Here is a 23,495-nt window from a genome sequence, read left to right on the forward strand (position 1 = left end):
AGGCGATCGACGACTTCCTGGCCGGCCCCGAGCACATCTTCTCGATCCTGGAATCCGGCCTGCCCGAGGTGCACCGGATGCGCAAGGAGTACCCGGACGCGGTAGTCCTGCCGTCGTCGGACCAGTTGCCTGAACCCTCGCAGCGCAACTACGAGATGAAGCCGCCGGTGCACCCGCTGTCGATCGGCTACCGGTTGATTCGCGGAACCCTGCATCAGCTGAAAAAGACTGAGCCGCAGCATCATCAGCGCCCACAGCTCAACGTTCCGACCCAGGATGCCCGCTGGTTCCGACTGTCGACGCTGGATGGCGCCACCGTCACGACGGCCGACGGCCGTGGCGCGGTCTACCGCCAGCGTGACCGGGAGAAGATGTTCGCGCTGCTGTGGCAGTCGCTGCGACGCCAGCGTCAGCTGCTGCGCCGCTTCGACGAGATGCGTCGTGTCTACCGCGCCGCGCTGCCGGTGCTGTCCAGCAAAGAGAAGTGGGAGACGGTGCTGTTCTCGGCCAACAACGCGGCTGGCAATGGCCGACATCGCGGCTGAATCGGCGACGCCGAGCGGCGAGGTGGCCGTGCTGGTCGCGGTGCAGTCGGCGTTGGCCGACCGCCCCGGCGCGCTGGCGATCGCCCGGGCCTTGTCCTACTTCGGTGAGCACAGCCTCGGCTGGCTGGCGATATCTGCGATCGGCGCGGGCCTGCAGCCCGCGAAACGCCGGAGCTGGCTGGTGGCCGGCGCCGGCGCGTTCGCCGCGCACGCCGCCGCGGTGGTGATCAAACGAATCGTCCGCCGTCCGCGGCCGCACCATCCCGCGGTCGCCGTCAACGTCGGCACCCCGAGCAGGCTGAGCTTCCCGTCGGCGCACGCCACCTCAACCACTGCTGCGGCCGTGTTGCTGGCCCGGACCACCGGTTTACCGCTGCCTGTCATGCTGGTCCCGCCGATGGCGCTCTCCCGGGTGCTGCTCGGCGTGCACTATCCCAGCGACGTAGCCACCGGTGTGGCGGTCGGGTTCGCCGTGGCCGCTGCCACGGAATGGGTTGCCGCTGGCTGGGCAGACGATAGGTGGAGTGTGAGATGAGCGAACAGGTGGACGCCGCCGAGAAGGCCGACAAGAAGGTGGCCGGACCGCCGGCCAACCTGGTCGTCGGCGTGATCAAGGCGATCCGCCCGCGGCAGTGGGTGAAGAACGTGCTGGTCGCGGCCGCTCCGCTGGCGGCCTGGGGCACCTACGCCCACTACAACTACCGCGACGTGGTCATTCAGATCGCGATCGCGTTCGTGGTGTTCAGCTTGGGGGCCTCGTCGATCTATCTGATCAACGACGTCCGTGACGTCGAAGCCGACCGTCAGCATCCGACCAAGCAATTCCGTCCGATCGCCGCCGGCGTCGTGCCGGAGTGGTTGGCCTACACGCTGGCGTCCGTGCTGGCAGCGATGTCGCTGGGTATCGCGTGGTTGCTCACCCCCAACCTGGCGCTGGTGATGGCCGTCTATATCGGGATGCAGTTGGGCTATTGCTTCGGCCTCAAGCACCAGGCCGTCATCGACCTCAGCATCGTCTCGTCGGCCTATCTCATCCGTGCGATCGCCGGTGGTGCCGCCACCAGTACCCATCTGTCGCAGTGGTTTCTGCTGGTGGTCGCATTCGGTTCGCTGTTCCAGGCGGCCGGCAAGCGCTATGCCGAGTTGCAGTTGGCGGAGCGCACGGGCGCCAAGATCCGTAGGTCGCTGGAGAACTACACCAGTACCTACCTCCGCTTTGTGTGGACGTTGTCGGCCACCGCCGTCGTCGTCTGCTATGGACTGTGGGCGTTCGAGCGCGATCACGGCAAGGCCGGCTGGTTCGTGGTGTCGATGATCCCGTTCACGATCGCGATCCTGCGGTACGCGGTGGATGTCGACGGCGGTGTGGCCGGCGAACCCGAGGAGATCGCGCTGCGCGACCGGGTGCTGCAGGTGTTGTTCCTGGCGTGGATCGGGACCATAGGTGTCGCAGTCGCCCTCGGCTGACGTCGTTACGGAGACACGTTCGCGCTGGCCGGTGCTCAAGCCGGTTGGCAGAGCGTCATTCCCATACGACATCACGGTCCGGGCCAGCCTGTGGATCAGCGTCGCCGTGGTCACGGTGCTGTTCGGCTGGGGCGCCTGGCAGCGTCGTTGGATCGCCGACGACGGCCTGATCGTGTTGCGGACCGTCCGAAACCTGTTGGCCGGCAACGGTCCGGTCTTCAATCAGGGCGAGCGGGTCGAGGCCAACACCTCGGTGGTGTGGACGTATCTGGTGTACGCGGTCAGCGCGCTGATCCGGCCGCTGCAGTTGGAATACGTGGCGCTGGCGCTGGCGCTGGGCCTGAGCCTGGCGGGGCTGGCGATGCTGATGCTGGGCACCGGGCGGCTGTTCGCGCCCAGTCTGGTCGGCCGGCGCGCGATCATGCTGCCGGCCGGTGCGCTGGCCTACATCGCGGTGCCGCCGGCGCGCGACTTCGCCACCTCCGGCCTCGAAAGCGGTTTGGTGATGGCCTATCTCGGGCTGCTCTGGTGGATGATGGTCTGCTGGTCGCAGGCTCGTCGCCGCCCTGGCGGGCTGCCCTCTCCGGGGCGGGCGTTCAGCGCCGCGCTGGCTTTCGTGGCCGGCTGCAGTGTCCTGGTGCGCCCCGAGTTGGCGCTGATCGGCGGCGGGGCGCTGATCATGATGCTGATCGCCGAGCCGGCCGGACGCCGGCGGCTGGAGATCGTGGTGGCCGGCGGGCTGCTGCCGGTGGGCTATCAGATCTTCCGGATGGGCTACTACGGCTTGCTGTTTCCCGGCACCGCGCTGGCCAAAGACGCCGCCGGTGACAAGTGGTCGCAGGGCCTGATCTACCTGTCGAACTTCAACGGCCCCTACGCGTTGTGGGTGCCGATGCTGCTGCTGGCCGCGCTCGGCCTGCTGCTGTGGGCCTCGGCGCGCCGCCACAAGAGTCAAAAGGCAACGGCCACAACGCCTTCGGGTGCAGGCCCGCTGGCCCGTACCGTGCAGAGCCCCGCCGCCGTCGTGATGTTCATCGTGGTCAGCGGGCTGCTGCAGGCGCTTTATTGGATCCGGCAGGGTGGCGACTTCATGCACGGCCGGGTGCTGCTCGCCCCGCTACTGTGCCTACTCACACCGGTCGCGGTGGTGCCGGTGGTGTTCCCCGACGGCACGCGGCTCACCCGCGAGGCCGGCTACTGGCTGGCCGGCAGCGTCAGTGCGCTGTGGATGTCGGTCGCGGGATGGGCGCTGTGGGCCGCCAATTCGCCCGGCCTGGGCGACGACGCCACCCGCGTCACCTACACCGGCATCGTCGACGAGCGCCGGTTCTACGCCCAGGCAACCGGCCACGCGCATCCGCTGACCGCCGCCGACTACCTCGACTATCCCCGGATGCGCGCAATCCTGGTGGCGCTCAACAACACTCCGGAAGGGGCGCTGCTGCTGCCGTCCGGCAACTACGACCAGTGGGACTTAGTCCCACCGATCCCGTCGAAGGACGGCGCCGCGCCTCACGTGCCCGTCAATGGCCCGCACACAGTCTTTTTCACCAACCTCGGCATGGTCGGCATGAACGTCGGGCTCGATGTCCGGGTGATCGACCAGATCGGTCTGGCCAACCCGCTGGCGGCCCACACTGCGCGGCTTCAGCACGGGCGCATCGGTCACGATAAGAATCTGTTCCCCGACTGGGTGATCGCCGACGGACCGTGGGTGAAGTGGTATCCGGGTGTGCCGGGCTACCTCGACCAGAAATTCGTTCAGCAGGCCGAGGCGGCGCTGAAATGCGAGGGCACGCAGCAGGTGCTGAACTCGGTGCGGGCTCCCATGGGAGTGCACAGGTTCCTGTCCAACCTGCTGCACTCCGTGCAGTTCACCCGCTACCGCATCGACCGGGTTCCGCGGTACGAACTGATCAGGTGCGGACTGGCCATACCGGAGACCGGCGCCCCTGAGTACACCGGACTGCCCGCCACCGGGCCATAGCCGAGCGTCGAGAGTTATCGGCAGAAGAATTTTTGGCAGCGTTTCGGTGCGCGTGCGACCGGTCGCCTCGATTGGCGTCCAGCAATACCAAATATGTAGTCTTACCGGCGAACAACCGCTCGACGGCACATTCACAGCGTGGTGATCCGCAGCCGAGTTGAGTGGGTCCGGCCGCAGCGCGAGGCCCCGTTTGGGGCCAACGCCGATGAGAGTCCAGACCGCGAGATGTGGTTGACTACGGAAGCACAGCTGCGCCGTCCGGCATTGATGCGGGTCCGAATGACTCGTTGAAAGCCGGACATCCAGGCCGGCACGTTCGGCAACGATGCGGGCCAAGGAGCGGCTCGCTGAAAGGCTGAGCAAAAGGGCATGCAGTCCGACCCACATCGTTGGGCCCGACAATGAATGAGGAAGCAAGAATGAGGCTTGTTGACAGGTTTCGCAGCGCGAAAATGACGCTGAGAGCGTCATCGCGCCGGCTCGCGCTAGGGGCGGCTGCAGCGGCGCTGCTGCCGGGCCTGATCGGCGTTGCGGGCCAGACCGCCGACGCTGGCGCGTTCTCCCGGCCGGGTCTGCCCGTCGAGTACCTGCAGGTGCCGTCGGCAGCCATGGGCCGCGACATCAAGGTCCAGTTCCAGAGCGGTGGCGCTAACTCGCCCGCCGTCTACCTGCTTGACGGTCTCCGCGCGCAGGACGACTTCAACGGCTGGGACATCAACACCCCCGCCTTCGAGTGGTTCCTGCAGTCAGGCCTCTCCGCGGTCATGCCGGTGGGTGGCCAGTCCAGCTGGTACACCGACTGGTACAAGCCGGCTTGCGGCAAGGCAGGCTGCCAGACCTACAAGTGGGAAACGTTCCTCACCAGCGAGCTCCCCGCCTTCCTCGCCACCAAGGGCGTGAAGCAGAACGGCGGCGCGGCCGTCGGTCTGTCGATGGCCGGTGCCTCGGCGCTCAACCTGGCCAACTACCACCCCGCGCAGTTCGTCGAGGTCGGCGCATTCTCCGGCCTGATGGACCCTTCGCAGGGGATGGGACCGTCGCTGATCGGCCTTGCCATGGGTGACGCCGGTGGTTACAAGCCCGCCGACATGTGGGGCCCGAAGGAAGACCCGGCCTGGGCGCGTAACGACCCGCTGCTGAACGTCAGCAAGACAGTCGCCAACAACACCCGCGTGTGGATGTACTGCGGTAACGGCAAGCCGTCCGAGCTCGGCGGTGACAACCTGCCGGCCAAGTTCCTCGAGGGCTTCGTGCGCACCAGCAACATCAAGTGGCAGGACGCGTACAAGGCGGCCGGCGGCAACAACGCGGTGTTCAACTTCGACGCCAACGGCACGCACGACTGGCCGTACTGGGGCTCGCAGCTGCACGCGATGATTCCCGACATGCAGGCACACCTCGGTGCGACTCCGGGTGCCGGCCCCGCCCCGGGCGGTGCTCCGGCGGCCGCCGCGGCAGGCCAGCACACCTGAGCTGACAACAGCACGGCTGACGGCGACGACCTTGCGGGGTCGTCGCCGTTCGCCGTTTCTGGCGTCCGCCACAACGGGGTGTGATTAGCTACCTTGCGGAACGGGGGCCGCTTTGCAGCCCCTCAATTGGCGGGCGAGCGACAAGCGAGGTCAGGGATGAGAAGTCTGTCGATTCTGCTACAGCTCCTGTGTCTGGTGGGCGCCGCCGTGTTGACGGCCGGTGGCTTCCTCATGACGGAGTTGAGCCCGGCCCGCGCCGCGGGTTACGAGACGCTGATGGTTCCCTCCGCGGCGATGGGCCGCGACATCCCGGTGCAGTTCATGGCGGGCGGTCCGCACGCCGTGTACCTGCTGGACGCCTTCAACGCCGCTCCCGACGTCAGCAACTGGGCGACCGCGGGCAACGCGTTCAACACCCTCGCCGGCAAGGGCATCTCGGTGGCCGCGCCGGCCGGTGGCGCCTTCAGCATGTACACCAACTGGGAGCAGGACGGCAGCAAGCAGTGGGACACCTTCCTGTCACAGGAGCTGCCGGACTGGCTGGCCGCCAACAAGGGTCTCGCCCCCGGCGGGCACGGCGTCGCCGGTGCCTCGCAGGGTGGCTACGGCGCGATGGCGCTGGCCTGCTTCCACCCCGAGCGGTTCGGCTTCGCCGGTTCGCTGTCGGGCTTCCTCTACCCGTCGAACACCACCAGCAACGGCGCGATCCTGGCCGGCCTGCAGCAGTTCGGCGGTGTCGACGGCAACGGCATGTGGGGCGCCCCACAGCTGGGCCGTTGGAAGTGGCACGACCCCAACGTCCACGTCGCCATGCTCGCGCAGAACAACTCACGGGTCTGGGTCTGGAGCCCGACGAACATGGGCGGCGACGCCGCGGCCATGATCGGTCAGGCCGGCGAGGCGATGGCGGGCGCCCGGTTCTTTTACCAGCAGTACCGCAACGCCGGTGGGCACAACGGGCACTTCGACTTCCCCGGCGGCGGCAGCAACGACTGGGGCTCGTGGAGCGGCCAGCTCGGCGCGATGTCCGGCGACATCGTCGGCGCGATCCGCTAACTCGTCACCCGGTCACGGTGCCGCAACCCGGTACCGTGAATAAAGCTCGACGGCACTGAGTCTGTCGGCTGTGCACCCGACCGACTCTGCTAGCAGGAGATCATGGCTGTGAACTCACGGCGGAAACGCCGTCGTCGAATCCTGGCGTTGACCGCCGCCGCAGCGGTGGCATTGGTGGTGGGCCTGGTGATCCTGGCGGTGGTCGGCGTGCTGCGGCAGCGCCAAGGCGTGCCGAGCGCGGTGCCGCCCAGCATCTTGCCGCCGACCAGCAGTGGCGTGCCGTCTCACCCGCACAAGCCGCGGCCGGCCTCGCAGGACTCGAGCTGCCCCGACGTGCAGCTGCTCGCGATCCCCGGCACCTGGGAGTCGTCGCTGCAGGACGACCCGCTCAATCCGGTCCAGTTTCCGAAGGCGTTGCTGCTCAACGTCACTCGGCCGATCCGCGAACAGTTCAACTCCAGCCGGGTCGAGACCTACACCGTGCCCTACACCGCGCAGTTTCATAACCCGCTGAGCGGCGACCCGCAGATCTCGTACAACGACAGCCGGGCCGAGGGCACCCGCGCGGCAGTCAAGGCGATGACCGACATGAACGTCAAATGCCCGCTGACCAGCTACGTGCTGGTGGGCTTCTCACAGGGCGCGGTGATCGCCGGTGACATCGCCAGCGACGTCGGCAACGGGCGCGGTCCGGTCGACGACGACCTGGTGCTCGGTGTGACGCTGATCGCCGACGGACGCCGTCAGCAAGGCGTCGGTCAGGAGATCGGACCGAACCCTCCGGGCGAAGGGGCCGAGATCATCCTGCACGAGGTGCCGGTGCTGTCCACCCTCGGTTTGACGATGACGGGCCCACGCCCGGGCGGCTTCGGTGCGCTCAACGGCAAGACCAACGAGATCTGCGGACCCGGCGACCTGATCTGCGCGGCGCCGCCGGAGGCGTTCAGCCTGGCGAACCTGCCCAGGACGCTGGACATCCTGGCGGGTGGGGCGGGTGCGCCGGTGCACGCGCTGTACGCCACCACCCAGTTCTGGAGTCTGGACGGACAGCCTTCGACCGAGTGGACGCTCAATTGGGCGCACACCACGATCGAAAACGCGCCCCACCCCAAACACGGGTAATCGAACTCAGCGGTCGGCCCGGCGTCACAGGTCACAGTTGTGCTAAGCGGTACCTTCAGATTTGGTTGGCGGCGCGCCGCCCACTAACATTAAGAGGAATTTAAGAGCAGCTATGGTCGGCTCATCGCATATTCCAGGCGATGCGGAACTCTTGGCGCGCTTCGGTAGCCTCGGTGAGGCCCGCCGTTCGCGACAACGCTACGCACGCGAGGTGTGGTGGTTCCGTAGGCAGACCTGAGTCCGATGAACCCCCGTCGGCGAGGCTCATGCAGACCTGGCCCGCGCCGGGTGATGAAGGAGAGAAAACGGAATGGCGTACCACAACCCGTTCGTCGTGAACGGCAGGATCTCGTTCCCCGAGAACACCAACCTGGTTCGTCACGTCGAGAAATGGGCGAAGGTTCGTGGCGAAAAGCTCGCCTACCGTTTCCTGGATTACTCGACCGAGCGCGACGGCGTCACCCGCGACATCGCCTGGTCGGAGTTCGCCGCCCGCAACCGCGCCGTCGGCGCCCGCCTGCAGCAGGTCACCAAGCCCGGTGACCGGATCGCGATCCTCTGCCCGCAGAACCTGGACTACGTCGTGGGCTTCTTCGGCATCCTGTACGCCGGCCGCATCGGCGTACCGCTGTTCGACCCGTCGGAACCCGGCCACGTCGGCCGCCTGCACGCCGTGCTCGACGACTGCGAGCCCACCGCGATCCTGACCACCAGCGACTCCGCCGAAGGAGTCCGCAAGTTCTTCCGCAGCCGTCCGGCCAAGGAGCGCCCGCGCGTGATCGCCGTCGACGCGGTGCCCAAGGAGGTTGAGTCCACCTGGGACCCGGACCAGGTCGACGCCAACGCCATCGCCTACCTTCAGTACACCTCGGGTTCGACCCGCACCCCGACCGGCGTGGAGGTCACCCAGGCGAACTTGGCCACCAACTGCGTCCAGGTGCTGGAAGCACTCGAGGGGCAGGACGGCGACCGCGGCGTCACCTGGTTGCCGTTCTTCCACGACATGGGCTTGATCACGATCATGCTGGGCCCCATGCTGGGGCAACACAACACGTTCATGACGCCGGCCGCGTTCGTGCGCCGGCCGAGTCGCTGGCTGCGCGCGCTGGCCGGGGTGGCCGGCGACGACGGCCCGACCTATTCGCTGGCCCCGAACTTCGCCTTCGAGCACGCCGCCCTGCGCGGTCTGCCCCGCGACGACGAGCCGCCACTGGATCTGTCCAATGTCAAGGCCCTGCTCAACGGCAGCGAACCGATCTCGGTCGCGTCGATGCGGAAGTTCACCAACGCGCTCAAGCCGTACGGGCTCGACGAGAATGTGATGAAGCCGTGCTATGGCCTGGCCGAGGCGACGCTGTTCGTGTCGATCACCCCGATGACGGAGGGCCCGACGGTCGTCCACGTCGACCGCGATGCCCTGAACAACCACCGCTTCGTCGAGGTCGAGCCCGACGCTCCGAATGCGGTCACTCAGGTGTCGGCCGGCAAGGTCGGTGTCTCCGAGTGGGCGGTGATCGTGGACGCCGAGACGGCCACCGAGTTGCCCGACGGTCAGATCGGTGAGATCTGGTTGCACGGCCCCAACATGGGCCAGGGCTATTGGCGGCGCGAGGCCGAGTCGACCGAGGTGTTCGGCAACATCCTGAAGTCGCGGATCGCCGAGTCGCACGCCGAGGGCGCCGCGGACGACGGCACCTGGGTCCAGACCGGCGACTACGGCACCTATTACAAGGGCAACCTCTACATCACCGGCCGGGTCAAGGACCTGGTGATCATCGACGGACGTAACCACTACCCGCAGGACCTGGAATACTCCGCGCAGGAGGCCAGCCGGGCGCTGCGGACCGGTTTCGTCGCGGCCTTCTCGGTGCCGACCAACCAGCTGCCGGCCTCGGTCTTCGAAAACCCGCACGCCGGACTGAAATTCGACAAAGACGACACCTCCGAGCAGCTCGTGATCGTCGCCGAGCGCGCCCCGGGTGCGCACAAGCTGGACTACCAGCCGATCGCCGACGACATCCGCGCGGCCATTGCCGTCCGGCACGGTGTGACCGTGCGCGACGTGCTGCTGGTGCAGTCCGGTTCGGTGCCGCGGACCTCGAGCGGCAAGATCGGCCGCCGCGCCTGCCGCGCCGCCTACATCGACGGCAGCCTGCGCAGTGGCACCACCGGCCCGAACGCCTACCCCGACCAAACCGACTGAGCGCGAACATGACTGACGCAGACACCCAAACCGAGGCTGCCCCGGCACGCACCGACATGTCCATCGCCGAAGTGCGGCAGTGGCTGCGCAACTGGGTCGCCACCGCCACCGGACAGTCACCCGACGCGGTCGACGAGGCCACCCCGATGGTGGAGCTGGGTCTGTCCTCGCGTGACGCGGTGGCGATGGCCGCCGACATCGAGGACGCCACCGGCGTCACCGTGTCGATCGCGGCCGCGTTCGAGCACCCGACGATCGAGTCGCTGGCCACCTGGATCGTCGAGGGCGACCCCGAGCTCGACGCCGCCGACGCCGACGAAATCGACTGGACCCGAACGGGACCCGTCGAGCGCGTCGACATCGCGGTGGTGGGCCTGGCCACCCGACTCCCGGGCGACATGAACACCCCGGACGAGACCTGGGCGGCGCTGCTGGAGGGCCGCGACGCGATCACCGACCTGCCCGAGGGCCGCTGGTCGGAGTTCATGGACGAGCCGCGGCTGGCCGAGATGATCTCCAAGGCCCGCACCCGCGGCGGCTATCTCTCCGACATCAAGGGCTTCGACTCCGAGTTCTTCGCACTGTCCAAGACCGAAGCGGACAACGTCGACCCGCAGCAGCGGATGACGCTGGAGCTGACCTGGGAGGCGCTCGAGCATGCCCGCATCCCGGCGTCCAGCCTGCGCGGCGAGTCGGTCGGCGTGTTCGTCGGCACCTCGGTGATGGACTACAGCTACCTGGCGATGTCCGACCCGACCGTCGCCCACCCGTACGCGATCACCGGTGTCGCGAGTTCGATTGTGGCCAACCGGGTTTCGTATTTCTTCGACTTCCACGGCCCGTCGGTCGCGGTGGACACCGCCTGCTCGAGCTCGTTGGTCGCCACCCACCAGGCGGTGCAGGCGCTGCGCAACGGTGAGTGCGACGTGGCGATGGCCGGCGGTGTCAACGCGCTGATCACCCCCGCGGTGACGCTCGGGTTCGACGAGATCGGCCAGGTGCTCTCACCGGACGGCCGGATCAAGTCGTTCTCGTCGGACGCCGACGGCTACACCCGTTCCGAGGGCGGGGCGATGCTGGTGCTCAAGCGGGTTGACGATGCGCGCCGCGACGGCGACCAGATATTCGCGGTGATCGCCGGCAGCGCGGTCAATCACGACGGCCGGTCCAACGGCCTGATCGCCCCCAACCCCGACGCACAGGCCGACGTGCTGCGCCGGGCCTACAAGGACGCCGGCATCAACCCGCGCACCGTCGACTACGTCGAGGCGCACGGCACCGGCACCGTGCTGGGTGACCCGATCGAGGCCCAGGCGCTGGGCCGAGTGGTCGGTCGCGGCCGGCCTGCCGACAAGCCGTTGCTGCTCGGTGCGATCAAAACCAATGTGGGACACATGGAGTCGGCGGCCGGTGCGGCCAGCCTGTCGAAGATGGTGCTGGCGCTGCACCACGACAAGCTGCCGCCGTCGATCAACTACGCCGGACCCAACCCCTACATCGACTTCGACGCTTCCCACCTGAAAGTCCTCGACACCGTTAGCGACTGGCCGCGGTACGGCGGCTACGCCGTGGCGGGCGTCTCCAGCTTCGGATTCGGTGGCGCCAACGCACACGTGGTGTTACGTGAGGTGCTGCCCCGTGACGTCGTCGAGCGTGAACCCGAGCCCGAGCCCGAAAAGGTGCCTGAGGCAACGGCTCCCGACGAGCACGTCGAATTGGTCGGCGGTCTGCGGTTCAACGAGTACGGCGAGTTCGTCGATCCCAGCGAGGACGGCGCAGCGTCCGCCGGCGACGAGTACGAGCTGCCCTGCATCACCGACGAAGCCCTGCGGCTCAAAGAGATCGCGCTGGAAGAGCTTGCCGGCGAAGAGGTTCCGACCCCGGTGGTGCCGCTCGCGGTTTCGGCGTTCCTGACCTCACGCAAGCGGGCCGCCGCGGCCGAGCTGGCCGACTGGATGGAATCCCCTGAGGGGCAGGCGTCGTCGCTGGAGTCGGTCGGCCGGTCGCTGTCGCGCCGCAACCACGGCCGATCACGCGCGGTGGTGCTGGCCCACGACCACGAGGAAGCCGTCAAGGGCCTGCGGGCGATCGCCGACGGCAAACAGAAGCCCTACGTGTTCAGCACCGACGGCCCGGCCACCAATGGCCCGGTGTGGGCGATGGCCGGATTCGGTGCGCAGCACCGCAAGATGGGCAAGAACCTCTACCTGCGCAACGAGATCTTCGCCGAGTGGATCGAGAAGGTCGACTCGCTGATCCAGGACGAGCGCGGCTACTCGATCCTCGAGCTGATCCTCGACGACTCGGTCGATTACGGCATCGAAACCAGCAACGTCGTCATCTTCGCGATCCAGATCGCGTTGGGCGAGCTGCTCAAGCATCACGGCGCGAAACCCGCTGCGGTGATTGGCCAGTCGCTCGGTGAGCCGGCATCGGCATACTTCGCCGGCGGGCTTTCGCTGGCCGACGCCACCCGGGTGATCTGCTCGCGCTCGCACCTGATGGGTGAGGGCGAGGCGATGTTGTTCGGCGAGTACATCCGGTTCATGGCGCTCGTCGAATACTCCGCCGACGAACTCAAGACGGTGTTCGCCGACTTCCCCGGCCTGGAGGTGTGCGTGTACGCCGCCCCGAGCCAGACAGTGATCGGCGGCCCGCCGGACCAGATCGACGAGATCGTCGCCCGCGCCGAGGCCGAGGGCCGCTTTGCCCGCAAACTCCAGACCAAGGGCGCGGGCCACACTTCGCAGATGGACCCGCTGCTGGGCGAGTTCTCCGCTGAGCTGCAAGGCATTTCGCCGCACAGCCCGCAGGTCGGGATCTTCTCGACGGTGCACGAGGGCAGCTACGTCCGGCCCGGTGGTGAGCCGATCCACGACGTGGCCTACTGGCTCAAGGGCATGCGGCACTCGGTGTACTTCACCCACGGCGTTCGCAACGCCGTCGACAACGGCTACACCACGTTCCTGGAGCTCGCACCCAACCCGGTCGCGCTGATGCAGATCGGCCTGACCACCGCGGCTGCGGGACTGCCTGACGCACAGCTGATTCCGACGCTGGCCCGCAAGCAGGACGACGTCGAGTCGATGATCTCGGCGATGGCGCAGCTGTTCGTGCACGGCCACGACCTCGATATCCGCACGCTGTTCACGCGCGCCCAGGGCCCCGAGGACTACGCAAACGTCCCGCCGACCCGCTTCAAGCGCAAGGAACACTGGCTGGACGCCCACTTCTCCGGCGACGGCTCGGTGCTGATGCCCGGCACGCATGTAGCGATGCCCGACGGCCGGCACGTGTGGGAGTACGCGCCGCGCGGCGAGACCGACCTGGCCGCCCTGGTGAAAGCCGCTGCGATACAGGTGCTTCCGGATGCGGTGCTGACGGCCTCCGAGCAGCGCGCGGTCGCCGCCGAGAACGCCCGGCTGGTGACGACGCTGACCCGGCACCCCGGTGGAGCTTCGGTGCAGGTGCACGCGCGGATCGAGGAGTCCTTCACGCTGGTCTACGACGCGCTGGTGTCGCGGGCCGGGCAGGCCTCGGTGTTGCCGACGGCCGTCGGTGCGGGTGCGGCGATCGCGGGGACCGTGACGGCGGCGCCGGTTGCCGAGCCGGCCGCCGACGAGCCCGAGGCCGAGATCGTGACGGACAGCCTGACCGCCCGTCAGGTGGGGGCGCTGGCCCGCTGGTCGCCGGATTCCGGTGAGACCGTGCATGATCGGCTGGCCGCGATCGTCTCGATGGCGATGGGTTATGAGCCGGAGGACCTCCCTTGGGAGGTCCCGCTGGTCGAGCTCGGCCTCGACTCGATGATGGCCGTGCGGATCAAGAACCGCGTCGAGTACGACTTCGACATGCCGCCGATCCAGCTGCAGGCGGTCCGCGACGCCAACCTGTACAACATCGAGAAGCTGATCGAATACGCGGTCGAACACCGCGACGAGGTGCAGGCTCTGCACGAGCACCAGAAGACGCAGACTCCCGAGGAGATCGCCGCCGAGCAGGCCGCGCTGCTGTCTGGTGCTACTCCGTCGTCGATCACCGCGCCGGCACCCGACCCGCAGGCCCCGGCTGAGCAGGCCGAGCCGGAAACGCAGGCCGAGCCGTCGATTCCGCCGCCCCCGACCAACCCGGCGGGACCCACGGCAGCGACCGACGGCGGCGTCAGCACGGCGACGGCCGCCGCGGCGGCCGCCAAGGTCCTCACCCAGGAGGCGGTGACCGAAGCGCTGGGCGCCGACGTTCCGCCGCGCGACGCCGCCGAGCGGGTCACGTTCGCGACCTGGGCGATCGTCACCGGCAAGTCGCCGGGCGGCATCTTCAATCCGCTGCCCAAGCTCGACGACACGGCCGCCACCAAGCTGGCCGAGCGGCTCTCCGAGCGCGCCGAAGGCACGATCACCGTCGACGACGTGAAGTCCGCGACAACCATCGAGGGCCTGGCGAGCGTCGTTCGCGACCACCTCGAGGAAGGTGTGGTGGACGGTTTCGTCCGCACCCTGCGGGCCCCACAGGAGGGCTCCACGAAGGCGCCGCTGTTCGTGTTCCACCCGGCCGGCGGATCCACCGTGGTCTACGAGCCGCTGATGAAGCGGCTACCGGCCGACGTCCCGGTATACGGCATCGAACGGGTGGAGGGCTCGATCGAGGAGCGCGCCGCCGAATACGTGCCCAAACTGCTGGAACTGCACGACGGACCGTTCCTGCTGGCCGGCTGGTCGCTGGGCGGGGCGCTGGCCTACGCGTGCGCGATCGGTCTCAAACGCGCCGGCGCCGACGTCCGGTTCGTCGGGCTGATCGACCTGGTGCTGCCCGGTGAGCCGATCGACCAGAGCCAAGCGGGGATGCGCGCGCGCTGGGACCGCTACGCACGTTTCGCCGAACGCACCTTCAACGTCGAGGTTCCGGAGATTCCGTACGAGGAACTCGAGAAGCTCGACGACGAGGGTCAGGTCAGGTTCGTCCTGGACGTGGTCGCGCAGAGCGGTGTGCAGATCCCCGGCGGGATCATCGAGCACCAGCGCACGTCGTACCTCGACAACCGGGCACTGGACACCATCGAGATCCAGCCCTACGACGGGTACGTCGCGCTGTACATGGCCGACCGCTACCACGATGACGCGATCGTGTTCGAGCCCGCGTACGCCACCCGCAAACCGGACGGCGGCTGGGGTGAATACGTGACCGACCTGGAGATCGTGCCGATCGGGGGCGAGCACATCCAGGCCATCGACGAACCGATCATCGCGAAGGTTGGTGCGCATATGACCCAGGTGCTCAACAAGATTCACGCCGAGCAGAAAGAAGCCTAAGTGACCACCAAGACCACCGCCGAGCTGCTGACCGAACTACGGGAAAAGCTGGAGCTGGCGAAGGAGCCTGGTGATCCGAAGGCGATCGCGCGGCGCGACAAGAAGGGCATCCCGAGTGCCCGCGCCCGCATCCACGCGCTGCTCGACAAGGGCAGCTTCTTAGAGATCGGGGCGCTGGCCCGCACGCCAGGCGACCCGAACGCGCTCTACGGCGACGGCGTGGTCACCGGGCATGGCCGGATAAACGGGCGGCCGGTGGCGGTGTTCAGCCACGACCAGACGGTGTTCCAGGGCTCGGTCGGCGAGATGTTCGGCCGCAAGGTGGCCAAGCTGATGGACTGGGTGGCCATGGTCGGCTGCCCGATCATCGGCATCAACGACTCCGCGGGCGCCCGAATCCAGGACGCGGTCACCTCGCTGGCGTGGTACGCCGAGCTGGGCCGCCGGCACGAGATGCTCCGCGGCCTGGTGCCTGAGATCTCCATCATCTTGGGCAAATGTGCTGGGGGAGCGGTCTATTCGCCGATCCAGACCGACCTGCTGGTGGCGGTGCGCGACCAGGGCTACATGTTCATCACCGGCCCCGACGTGATCAAGGACGTCACCGGCGAGGACGTGACCTTCGACGAGTTGGGCGGCGCCGACGTGCAGGCACAGCGCGGCAACATCCACAAGGTCGTCGAAGACGAGGCCGCGGCGTTCCAGTACGTGCGCGACTACCTGTCGTTCTTGCCGGACAACACTTTTGGCGACGGGCCGATCGTCAACCCGGGCCTGGAGCCGGAGATCACCCCGACCGACCTCGAGCTCGACACCATCGTGCCGGACGCGGACAACACCGCCTACGACATGCACGAGATCCTGCTTCGTATTTTCGACGACGGCGACGTCTTCGAGATCGCCGAGCAGCGTGGGCCGGCCATCATCACCGCGTTCGCCCGCGTCGACGGCCGGTCGGTCGGCGTGATCGCCAACCAGCCGATGGTGATGTCCGGCGCGGTCGACAGCGAGGCCTCGGACAAGGCATCCAGCTTCATCCGCTTCTGCGACTCCTACAACCTGCCACTGGTTTTCGTGGTGGACACCCCCGGCGCCATGCCCGGTGTGGCCGAGGAGAAGAACGGGATCATCAAGCGTGGTGGCCGGTTCTTCAACGCGATCGTGGAAGCCGACGTGCCCAAGGTGACCATCATCGTCCGCAAGGCCTACGGCGGCGGCTACGCCGTGATGGGTTCCAAGCAGCTCTCCGCCGACCTGAACTTCGCGTGGCCCACCGCGCGCATCGCGGTGATCGGGGCCGACGGCGCCGCCCAGCTGCTGGTCAAGCGATTCCCCGACCCGAACGCGCCCGAAGTCCAGCAGATCAAGAAGGACTTCATCGAGGGCTACAACCTCAACATGGCGATCCCGTGGATCGCGGCCGAGCGTGGCTACATCGACGGCGTGATCCAGCCTCACGAGACCAGGCTGCTGCTGCGCAAGTCGCTACACCTGTTGCGGGACAAGCAGATTCACTGGCGGACGCAGCGTAAGCACGGTCTGACGCCGATTTAGACCTCCAACGAGCAGACGGAGTAGCCCACACGCTTCGGCGTGGGCAGAGAATCTTTCACGGCGGCGACACGATGTTTCACGGGTACTGGTGGCTTATCGCGCGCCGGGTCGGGCCCATCGACATTGCCGTGCTCCCGATCAACGGAGCGAAGTTGAACTTTCCGGTGCCGCAGTTGCAGCCGGCCAGCGAGCTGCGATGGACGTGGCCGCAGTTGCATAAGGCCTCGCGGGGCCTAGCGAGCGCGCCGCGGCTTAGTCCGGGGCTTGGCCCGTTGGGTGGCCTTCAATTCGGCATTGTCGGACCGCAGCTGGGCGTTGTGGGACTCCAGCGCGGAATTCCGATGCTCCAGGTCCAAGATGCGGGCGATGCCCGCCAAGTTGATGCCCTGGTCGACCAACTCGGTGATCTGCTGAAGCCGCTGTAGGTCGTCGTCGCTGTAGCGGCGGGTGCCGCCGGGCGTGCGGGCCGGGGTCAGCAAGCCCAACCGCTCGTAGAGTCGCAGCGTCTGGGGGCCGAGTCTCGATAGCTCGGCCGCGACCGAAATCCCATACACACCGCGCGACGAGCGCGACGCCGCTCCATCAGCCAACCGTGCCTCCGTTTCGGCTGCCGGTGTTCCGGCACAAGAAAAAAGTCAACCCACCCGGCAGGGAAAATCTATACCGGCAGGCACAAATTATCAACCGCAGGGAAAGAGGCGCCGCCTGGGTGTCGACGGCCGCAGGCCAGCCGCGGGGACGACCGGCGCCACTTGTCAGCCGCCTTTGGGCTATCGACACTTCCCGGCGCACATACTGTTTGGATCCTCGCCGCGATTTGGGCGCACCGCCGTCTGCCCGCCTACCGATATCTACCACTCCGTTCGCACACAAAGCTGCCAGAGTGCCGGAAAAACCTCGCGACGGTACTTGCGGAGGAATCCGCGCAGTGGTATCAAAAAACTATGCGTGCGGACATAGATAGTCTGCCTGAATCAGGAGGTGAAACATGGTATTGATGCGTACAGATCCGTTCAGCGACCTCGACCGGTGGACCCAACGGGTGTTCGGCACGGCAGCACGGCCGGCGGTCATGCCCATGGACGCGTGGCGCGATGGCGACCATTTCATCGTCGAGTTCGATCTGCCTGGGGTGAACGAAGATTCGCTCGATCTCAACGTCGAGCGCAACGCGCTGACAGTACGTGCCGAGCGCCCAGAGCTCGACCAGAACCGCGAGATGGTCTCCGCCGAACGTCCCCGCGGGGTGTTCAGCCGCCAGCTGTTCCTGGGCGAAAACCTCGACCCCGACAAGATCGAGGCCAGCTACCACGACGGTGTTTTGCGGTTGACGATCCCGGTTGCTGAGAAGGCCAAGCCGCGGCGCATCGAGATCAGCCACAACGGGCACAAGACCGCGATCAACGCCTAACTGGACATTGGCCACCGGCTTCGCCGCACGGCGGCGACCGCAGCGAGTATGGCCTACCCAGCGTTCTCCTCCGCATCGGATAGGTCATGGTTAAGGGTTGCCCGGATGGAGGTGATAACTCAGCGGTTACCTATCAACGAACAGTGACATGTGTGCCGCCCACAATGTGATCACTGTGCGTGCGCCTCACGCGGGCAAGACCCTGCGGGCGCACAGGCCACCGGACGTGGCACACCAATTGGCATGGGTGCTGCACGCTTGCCACTGAAAGTCCGGGCTCCCGCTGCCCACTGTTTTGCTCTTTCCTGGGCGGCGGGGGCCCGCCATTCGCCTTGAACGCAACACTTTTCGCCCGTACCCTGATCGCGGAAAGACGTGTCTGATGACGCCTGACCCTTACACCGTGCTCGGCCTGACCCCGAAGGCGACGCAGGCCGAAATCACGCATGCCTACCGGCGTCAACTCCGCGACCACCACCCGGACCTACATTCATCGGAACCTGATGCCCCAGCCGACGAGCGGCTGCGCCAAATTGTGGCCGCCTATGCGTTGCTACGCGACGCGACCCGGCGGGCAGCTTACGACCGCGCTCATCCGGCTCGCGACGACGCCGGCCCCACCCGGATATCGGTGAAACACCTCAAATCCGCGGGCGAACAGCCCGAGCTCTGGGCCGGTCCCGTCCGCTGGCACCGCTAACTCGGGCCCTCAGGCGGGCCGATAATCGCCCTCGGGAAGAGGTACCACAATCGCTTGATCGATCACATCTGCCGGGTCGGCGTCCCGATCCGATAGCGCCTCAACGTAGTTGGTGTCCAAGCCAGTGTCTTCTTCGGTGTCCACCGCAATGCGCTGTTCCATCGCGTCTGCTTCGGGTGCTTCGTCTGCTAAGCCGCTGCCTTCGACATGCTTCATGGCCGGGACACCTCCGTTCGCAACAACGTCGGACTGCTACTTGCTGAAGTATACCGGCGGTGGCATCGCAAATCTATGTCTACCGACATAGATCAACGGCCTGCTGCCAGTCAGACTTTGGCGGGGAAATCGGACGTGTAGAACTCGGCCGGGCTCTGCGCGGAGGGGCTCGGCTGCCGGATGAACACCCAGACGCCTGTCGTGCCGGAGCGCAAGCTGTCGCTGACGGTGGTGTTCGCGATTCCCACGCCGTCGGTGTTCAGCGAACCCACCGCGACACCGGGCCCGGGTCCGTCGCAGGGCGCGCTCGATGCCCGCGGCGCCTGGATGAGAGCGACGTCGTAGTGCGCATTCGGCGCGCCGGTCTCGGCGAAGTGGATGTCCGCGGTCACCGAGCTACCGTTCGAGTGGATGACGGCCGACGCCGTGGCGCGGTCCGCCGACGCGTGATCGGGGATCGGGCTGAAGTCGCAGGCACGCAGAATGCTGCGCATCGGCACCACAGTTCCACCCTCGGCGTTCGCGGGGACAGCCGAGCCGGCCAGTGCAATAACGACCGGCACCGCGCAGCGCGCGACGGCGGAGAGGCTAAAAGACATGTGTCGAGTATCGCGGTCGGCACAGGCGTCACACCATGCCGATTGACGAGATATCGGTTACATGAGGTGCGTCGATGTGACCCAGACCTCACTCTTGGTCCTTTTGCACCTTCTCGCCGGTCTCGGTCGCCTCCCGGAGTTCCTTCTTTGCCTTTGACGCCTCGTCGGCGAATTCCTCGATCGATTCGTCGCCTTCTTCAGCGCGCATGATCGCCTCCTTATGTGCGTCGGGAAGGCCTACCCGCGATCGGCGAGTCTGAATCACATGCCCTAGACGAAGCTGGGCGGCAAGGACGAAAGTCCCTGCCGCCCAACCGCATCAGGCGTCTAGCGCGAAGACTTCTCGCGGGCCTCGGCGGCCTTTTCCGCGGCGCGCGCGGCTTCTGCCTCGGCTTCTTTCTTGCCCACGTCGCGCTGGGCGTTGGCCTTGTCCTGCTGGGCTCGGCCTTCCTTGCGGAGGTCCTCGTGGTTGATCACGATCCCGATGATCTCCTTGGCCTTGCCTTTGACGTCTTCGACGATGCCCTTGATGGCTGCCTGGGGTCCGCTGCTCATGGGTAGCTCCTCTCTGCTTGGGGACGGGCTGTCCAAACCCATACCCGGGCGCGCGGACTTACCAACGTGTTGTGACTCGGACCACGGACGAGTGGCTGGTTACGGCTGCCGACTGCGGCCGAAATGCGTACATAACCGGCCGGTCGCGGCCACGGCTACGGCTTGATCCGAATCTTGCCCGGCGACCACCAGCCGAAATGCGTTGCCGTCCCGAGGTCCAACTGGGCCGGCGGCGCGTCGACCAGCGTGTCGAACTTACGCAGCGAGCCCCAGTCGCGAGCCCAGTCGTGGGACAGGTAGGTGGCCATCACGTGCGCACGCAGCAGCAGGTCAGTGATGCCGAGCAGGCCACCGTTGACACCGTCTTCCCAGGTGTCGGTGTCCATCTTCTTCGCCGTGTAGTCCGGCGTGATGCGGAACTTGGGAATGTCGGTGACGCCGTTGGAATGCAGCATCGGTTGCTGGCACGGGAACGCCAAGCCGACCGCCCAGTCCAGCAGCACCGGCTGCGTCGAGCCGACGTACTCCTGCACCGTGCGCAGTTCGGGCACCCGCGGCGGCGTGATCGCGATCCAGTCTTCCGGAGTCAGCGACAGATCTTCGGCGATCACCCTGACCGCGACGGCGTCGGCGGGAAGCTCTGATCGGGGGTAGCGCAGGTTGCGCCACGCCTTGGGCTGCTCGCCGTAGAGATCGTCGGGCACCAGTCGGCCGGCCGGTACCACGTCGCCGTTCGGACCGGGCTTGCCGTACTCCAGCACCACGGTCTGCCCGTCGGTGTGATGGTGCAGCACGCTGTTGCCGGCGATCTTGCCCGCGGCGGTGACGACCACCAGCGGATGGCCGTCGTCGGAGGGCGGCAGCTGATACCACGCCGAGGCCAGCTTGCTCTGCTGCTGCGCGTCGGTGGTGTAGCTGCCCAGGACCGGAACCCGTTGCGGGTCAAGGCCATACGGCAGCGGCACCGTCGATCCGTTGATCCCCGCCGCCTTCAGCTTGACCGGCGCGTCCCAGTCGTAGTCGGTGCCGGGCTGGTTCGGGTGCATCACAATCGCTTCGGCCACGGTGTGGTCCGGGACGCCGTTCGGGGTGAAACCGACCGGGTTGGTCCCGCCCAAGGGACCGAGATCGCCGTAGTCGCCCGGCCGCGCCGGCATGAAGCCGGCGTTGGTGTCGGGTTCGACGAGAACGTCGTCCGCCAGGCCACAGCCTCCGGCGAAGGCGCGGATGTTGGACAACCCGTTGGAGAACGTCGGGTACTGCCGGACGATGCCGATCGTCATCGAGGAGACGAACACGACCGCCATGAAGCCGGCGGCCAGCGGGATGGGCGCCGCGGTGAGCGCTCGCGCGAGTCCACCCTCCCCGCGGTCACGCGGCGCGAAGTGCAGCCAGGCGGCGTACAGCGCGACCACCACGAATAGCGCGAAAAACATTGTGCTGACGCTGATTCCGGCAATCTTCGGCATCGCCGCGTTGAATGGCACTCCGTAGCTGGACACGTACCACCAGCCGTTCGTGGTGGCGAAGCACAGCGCCAGCACGAAAATCACCGCGGCCAGGAACGCCATCCGGTTACGCGACCAGCGCAGCACCGCCGGCGACACCAACGTGGTCGTCAACGCCACCATCGCCGCACCGACCGCGGCGAACAGCCCAAAGTGGTGCACCCATTTGGTCGGGGTGAACATCAGGAAGAACATGGTGCCGAAGATGACGCCCATCAGCCGCCACGCCGGGCCGCGGGCAACGCCCGGAATTCGCTTGCGCCGCAACATGATGAACACCGCGGTGAAGAGGCACAGCGCGGTGATCAGGAAACCGAACCGGCGCGACAGCGAACCGTCGACAGTCGGCAAGAACAGGTAGTAGTAGCGCAGGTTCTCGGTGTACCAGGCCTGGCTCGGCCCGATCGCGGTGCGAATCCTGGTGGCTTCCAACACCGTCGCCAGTGTCTGGTCGGCGAACACCACGGTCAGGATCACCGTGCCGGCGGCCAGCATCGGCGCCACCAACGGCCAGGTACCGACCACCCGATGGCGGCGCACCAGGATCCGCAGGATCGGACGACCACCGGCCACCAACGCGGCCACCGCGATCAGCCCGGTCGGCTGCACCCCGAGCGTGAACGCCGCGGTCACCACCGCCAGCGCGGCGGGCGTCATCCGGCTGTAGCGCATCGACCGCTCGATCAACACGTAGGTGATCAGCGAACCGACGGCGATGATCGGCTCGGGCCGCAGGCCGTTGTCGAACGGCATCCACGCCGTCAGCAACACCATGCCGGCCGCCCAGTTGGCCGCCTTGCTCCTGATCACCGCTGGCCCGAGTCGGGGCAGCACCTCTTTGGACAGCAGGAACCAGCACACGACCCCGGCCACCAAGTCGGGAAGGCGAATCCACAGGCTCGAGTCGCTGACGTGGGTCATCAGCGCCAGCAGGTTGTAATACCAGCCGAACGGGTCTTCGGGGCTGCCGAACCAGCGGAAGTAGTTGGACATGTAGCCGGCCCGGTCGGCGACGCGCGCCATGCCCAGGATGTAGCCGTCGTCCGAGGAGTTCGCCCCGATCACCCACCAGAGCAGGAACCCGAAGATCACCGTCGCGTCGACGAGCGTGAAAGTCCGCCAGTTGGCCGGGATCCACCGGCGCATCCGGTGGCCGTCCAACTGGTCGAGGCGCCACAGCGCGATCAGCGCGACAATCGTCGCCAGCATCGCGCCGACCATCGCGACGAGCTTCAATGTGGTTGGGGTGGTGGAGAACCGGGTGTCGATGGTCGCCGACATCTTCAGCCCGGGCGGCGCGGGCCCGATCAGATCGGTGAACACCCCGACGATCTGAGGGCGCAGGTTGGGGTCGGGGTAACCGCTGCGCAACTCCTTGCCGCCGGAGTCCTTGAGCCCGACGAAGGTGGCGTAGGTCCCGGCCAGCGTCGAGGTGACATCGATGCGCTGACACGCCGGCGACGACACCTGGTCACGCGGCACCGACAGGATCACCACATTGCGGTCGGTGACGTCGACCCGCTGCTTGTTGACGACGATGAACAGAGCTTGGAGGTTGGCGTCCTTGCCTTTTCGTGGGGCGGTGCCCAGCACCACCCCACCGTCCGCAGGCAGATCGCGCACGATCTCACAGGGCGCGGTGGCATGGAAGTCGACCGGTGTCAGCGAAATCAGCGGCGCAGTCACGCTTTTCAGTTGGCCGTTCTGCGGCCAGTTCAGGTCGGCCGTGGTCTGCACGACCGGCAGCAGCGGGGTGGCCACCGACAGCAGGAACCCGATCATCCCCGCGAT

At 67.0% G+C, this 23,495-nt stretch carries 16 protein-coding genes and 1 pseudogene; 12 read left to right on the forward strand and 5 right to left on the reverse strand.

The features are described from left to right. The 10 genes and pseudogenes from A5658_RS03005 to A5658_RS03050 form a co-directional block, all read left to right on the forward strand. Positions 1–545, forward strand: a pseudogene (locus tag A5658_RS03005) (glycosyltransferase family 2 protein); the annotation flags it as partial. Continuing rightward, positions 526–1,080, forward strand: a complete 555-nt coding sequence (locus A5658_RS03010; RefSeq protein WP_067331000.1) for a phosphatase PAP2 family protein — start codon at positions 526–528, stop codon at positions 1,078–1,080. The pseudogene A5658_RS03005 and the gene A5658_RS03010, both read left to right, overlap by 20 nt. Next, complete coding sequence (locus tag A5658_RS03015; RefSeq protein ID WP_067331003.1) at positions 1,077–2,012, forward strand: decaprenyl-phosphate phosphoribosyltransferase; 936 nt, start codon at positions 1,077–1,079, stop codon at positions 2,010–2,012. The genes A5658_RS03010 and A5658_RS03015 overlap by 4 nt, the downstream gene beginning before the upstream one ends. Beyond that, on the forward strand, positions 1,990–3,999 hold the full coding sequence (gene zomB, locus A5658_RS03020) for a flagellar motor control protein ZomB (RefSeq protein WP_067331006.1): 2,010 nt from the start codon (positions 1,990–1,992) through the stop codon (positions 3,997–3,999). The genes A5658_RS03015 and zomB overlap by 23 nt, the downstream gene beginning before the upstream one ends. Positions 4,000–4,418: 419 nt before the next feature. Then, the gene (locus A5658_RS03025; protein WP_067331009.1) at positions 4,419–5,471 is read left to right on the forward strand and encodes an esterase family protein; all 1,053 of its coding nucleotides are present in this window, start codon (positions 4,419–4,421) and stop codon (positions 5,469–5,471) included. Positions 5,472–5,627: 156 nt separating this feature from the next. Further along, positions 5,628–6,527, forward strand: a complete 900-nt coding sequence (locus tag A5658_RS03030; RefSeq protein WP_067331011.1) for an alpha/beta hydrolase-fold protein — start codon at positions 5,628–5,630, stop codon at positions 6,525–6,527. A 102-nt stretch (positions 6,528–6,629) separates the two neighbouring features. After that, complete coding sequence (locus A5658_RS03035) at positions 6,630–7,649, forward strand: cutinase family protein (protein ID WP_067331014.1); 1,020 nt, start codon at positions 6,630–6,632, stop codon at positions 7,647–7,649. A 310-nt stretch (positions 7,650–7,959) separates the two neighbouring features. After that, the gene (gene fadD32, locus A5658_RS03040) at positions 7,960–9,852 is read left to right on the forward strand and encodes a long-chain-fatty-acid--AMP ligase FadD32 (protein WP_067331016.1); all 1,893 of its coding nucleotides are present in this window, start codon (positions 7,960–7,962) and stop codon (positions 9,850–9,852) included. A gap of 8 nt (positions 9,853–9,860) precedes the next feature. After that, positions 9,861–15,161 (forward strand): polyketide synthase Pks13, encoded by a 5,301-nt coding sequence (gene pks13 / locus A5658_RS03045; RefSeq protein WP_067331018.1) that lies wholly within the window; start codon positions 9,861–9,863, stop codon positions 15,159–15,161. Further along, a complete protein-coding gene (locus A5658_RS03050) occupies positions 15,162–16,715 on the forward strand; it encodes an acyl-CoA carboxylase subunit beta (protein WP_067331020.1) in 1,554 nt (517 codons plus the stop codon). It abuts the gene before it with no gap. Positions 16,716–16,948: 233 nt separating this feature from the next. On the opposite strand, the gene A5658_RS03055 is transcribed toward A5658_RS03050, so the two are convergent. Then, positions 16,949–17,305, reverse strand: a complete 357-nt coding sequence (locus A5658_RS03055; protein ID WP_067331022.1) for a heat shock protein transcriptional repressor HspR — start codon at positions 17,303–17,305, stop codon at positions 16,949–16,951. Between the two features lie 398 nt (positions 17,306–17,703). On the opposite strand from A5658_RS03055, the gene A5658_RS03060 reads away from it, so the two are divergent. Next, a complete protein-coding gene (locus tag A5658_RS03060; RefSeq protein WP_067331024.1) occupies positions 17,704–18,126 on the forward strand; it encodes an Hsp20/alpha crystallin family protein in 423 nt (140 codons plus the stop codon). Between the two features lie 382 nt (positions 18,127–18,508). Then, positions 18,509–18,826, forward strand: a complete 318-nt coding sequence (locus A5658_RS03065; RefSeq protein ID WP_067331026.1) for a J domain-containing protein — start codon at positions 18,509–18,511, stop codon at positions 18,824–18,826. A 9-nt stretch (positions 18,827–18,835) separates the two neighbouring features. Here the strand turns inward: A5658_RS03065 and A5658_RS03070 are convergent, their stop codons facing one another. From A5658_RS03070 to A5658_RS03085, 4 genes are all read right to left on the reverse strand, one after another. Next, the gene (locus A5658_RS03070) at positions 18,836–19,042 is read right to left on the reverse strand and encodes a hypothetical protein (RefSeq protein ID WP_067331028.1); all 207 of its coding nucleotides are present in this window, start codon (positions 19,040–19,042) and stop codon (positions 18,836–18,838) included. A gap of 110 nt (positions 19,043–19,152) precedes the next feature. After that, on the reverse strand, positions 19,153–19,641 hold the full coding sequence (locus A5658_RS03075) for a hypothetical protein (RefSeq protein ID WP_067331030.1): 489 nt from the start codon (positions 19,639–19,641) through the stop codon (positions 19,153–19,155). Between the two features lie 327 nt (positions 19,642–19,968). Then, the gene (locus A5658_RS03080) at positions 19,969–20,196 is read right to left on the reverse strand and encodes a CsbD family protein (RefSeq protein WP_067331032.1); all 228 of its coding nucleotides are present in this window, start codon (positions 20,194–20,196) and stop codon (positions 19,969–19,971) included. Positions 20,197–20,351: 155 nt separating this feature from the next. After that, complete coding sequence (locus A5658_RS03085; protein WP_197503026.1) at positions 20,352–23,486, reverse strand: arabinosyltransferase domain-containing protein; 3,135 nt, start codon at positions 23,484–23,486, stop codon at positions 20,352–20,354. Positions 23,487–23,495 lie beyond the last annotated feature (9 nt).

Source organism: Mycobacterium sp. 1245111.1 (assembly GCF_001673405.1).
Classification (GTDB): Bacteria; Actinomycetota; Actinomycetes; order Mycobacteriales; family Mycobacteriaceae; genus Mycobacterium.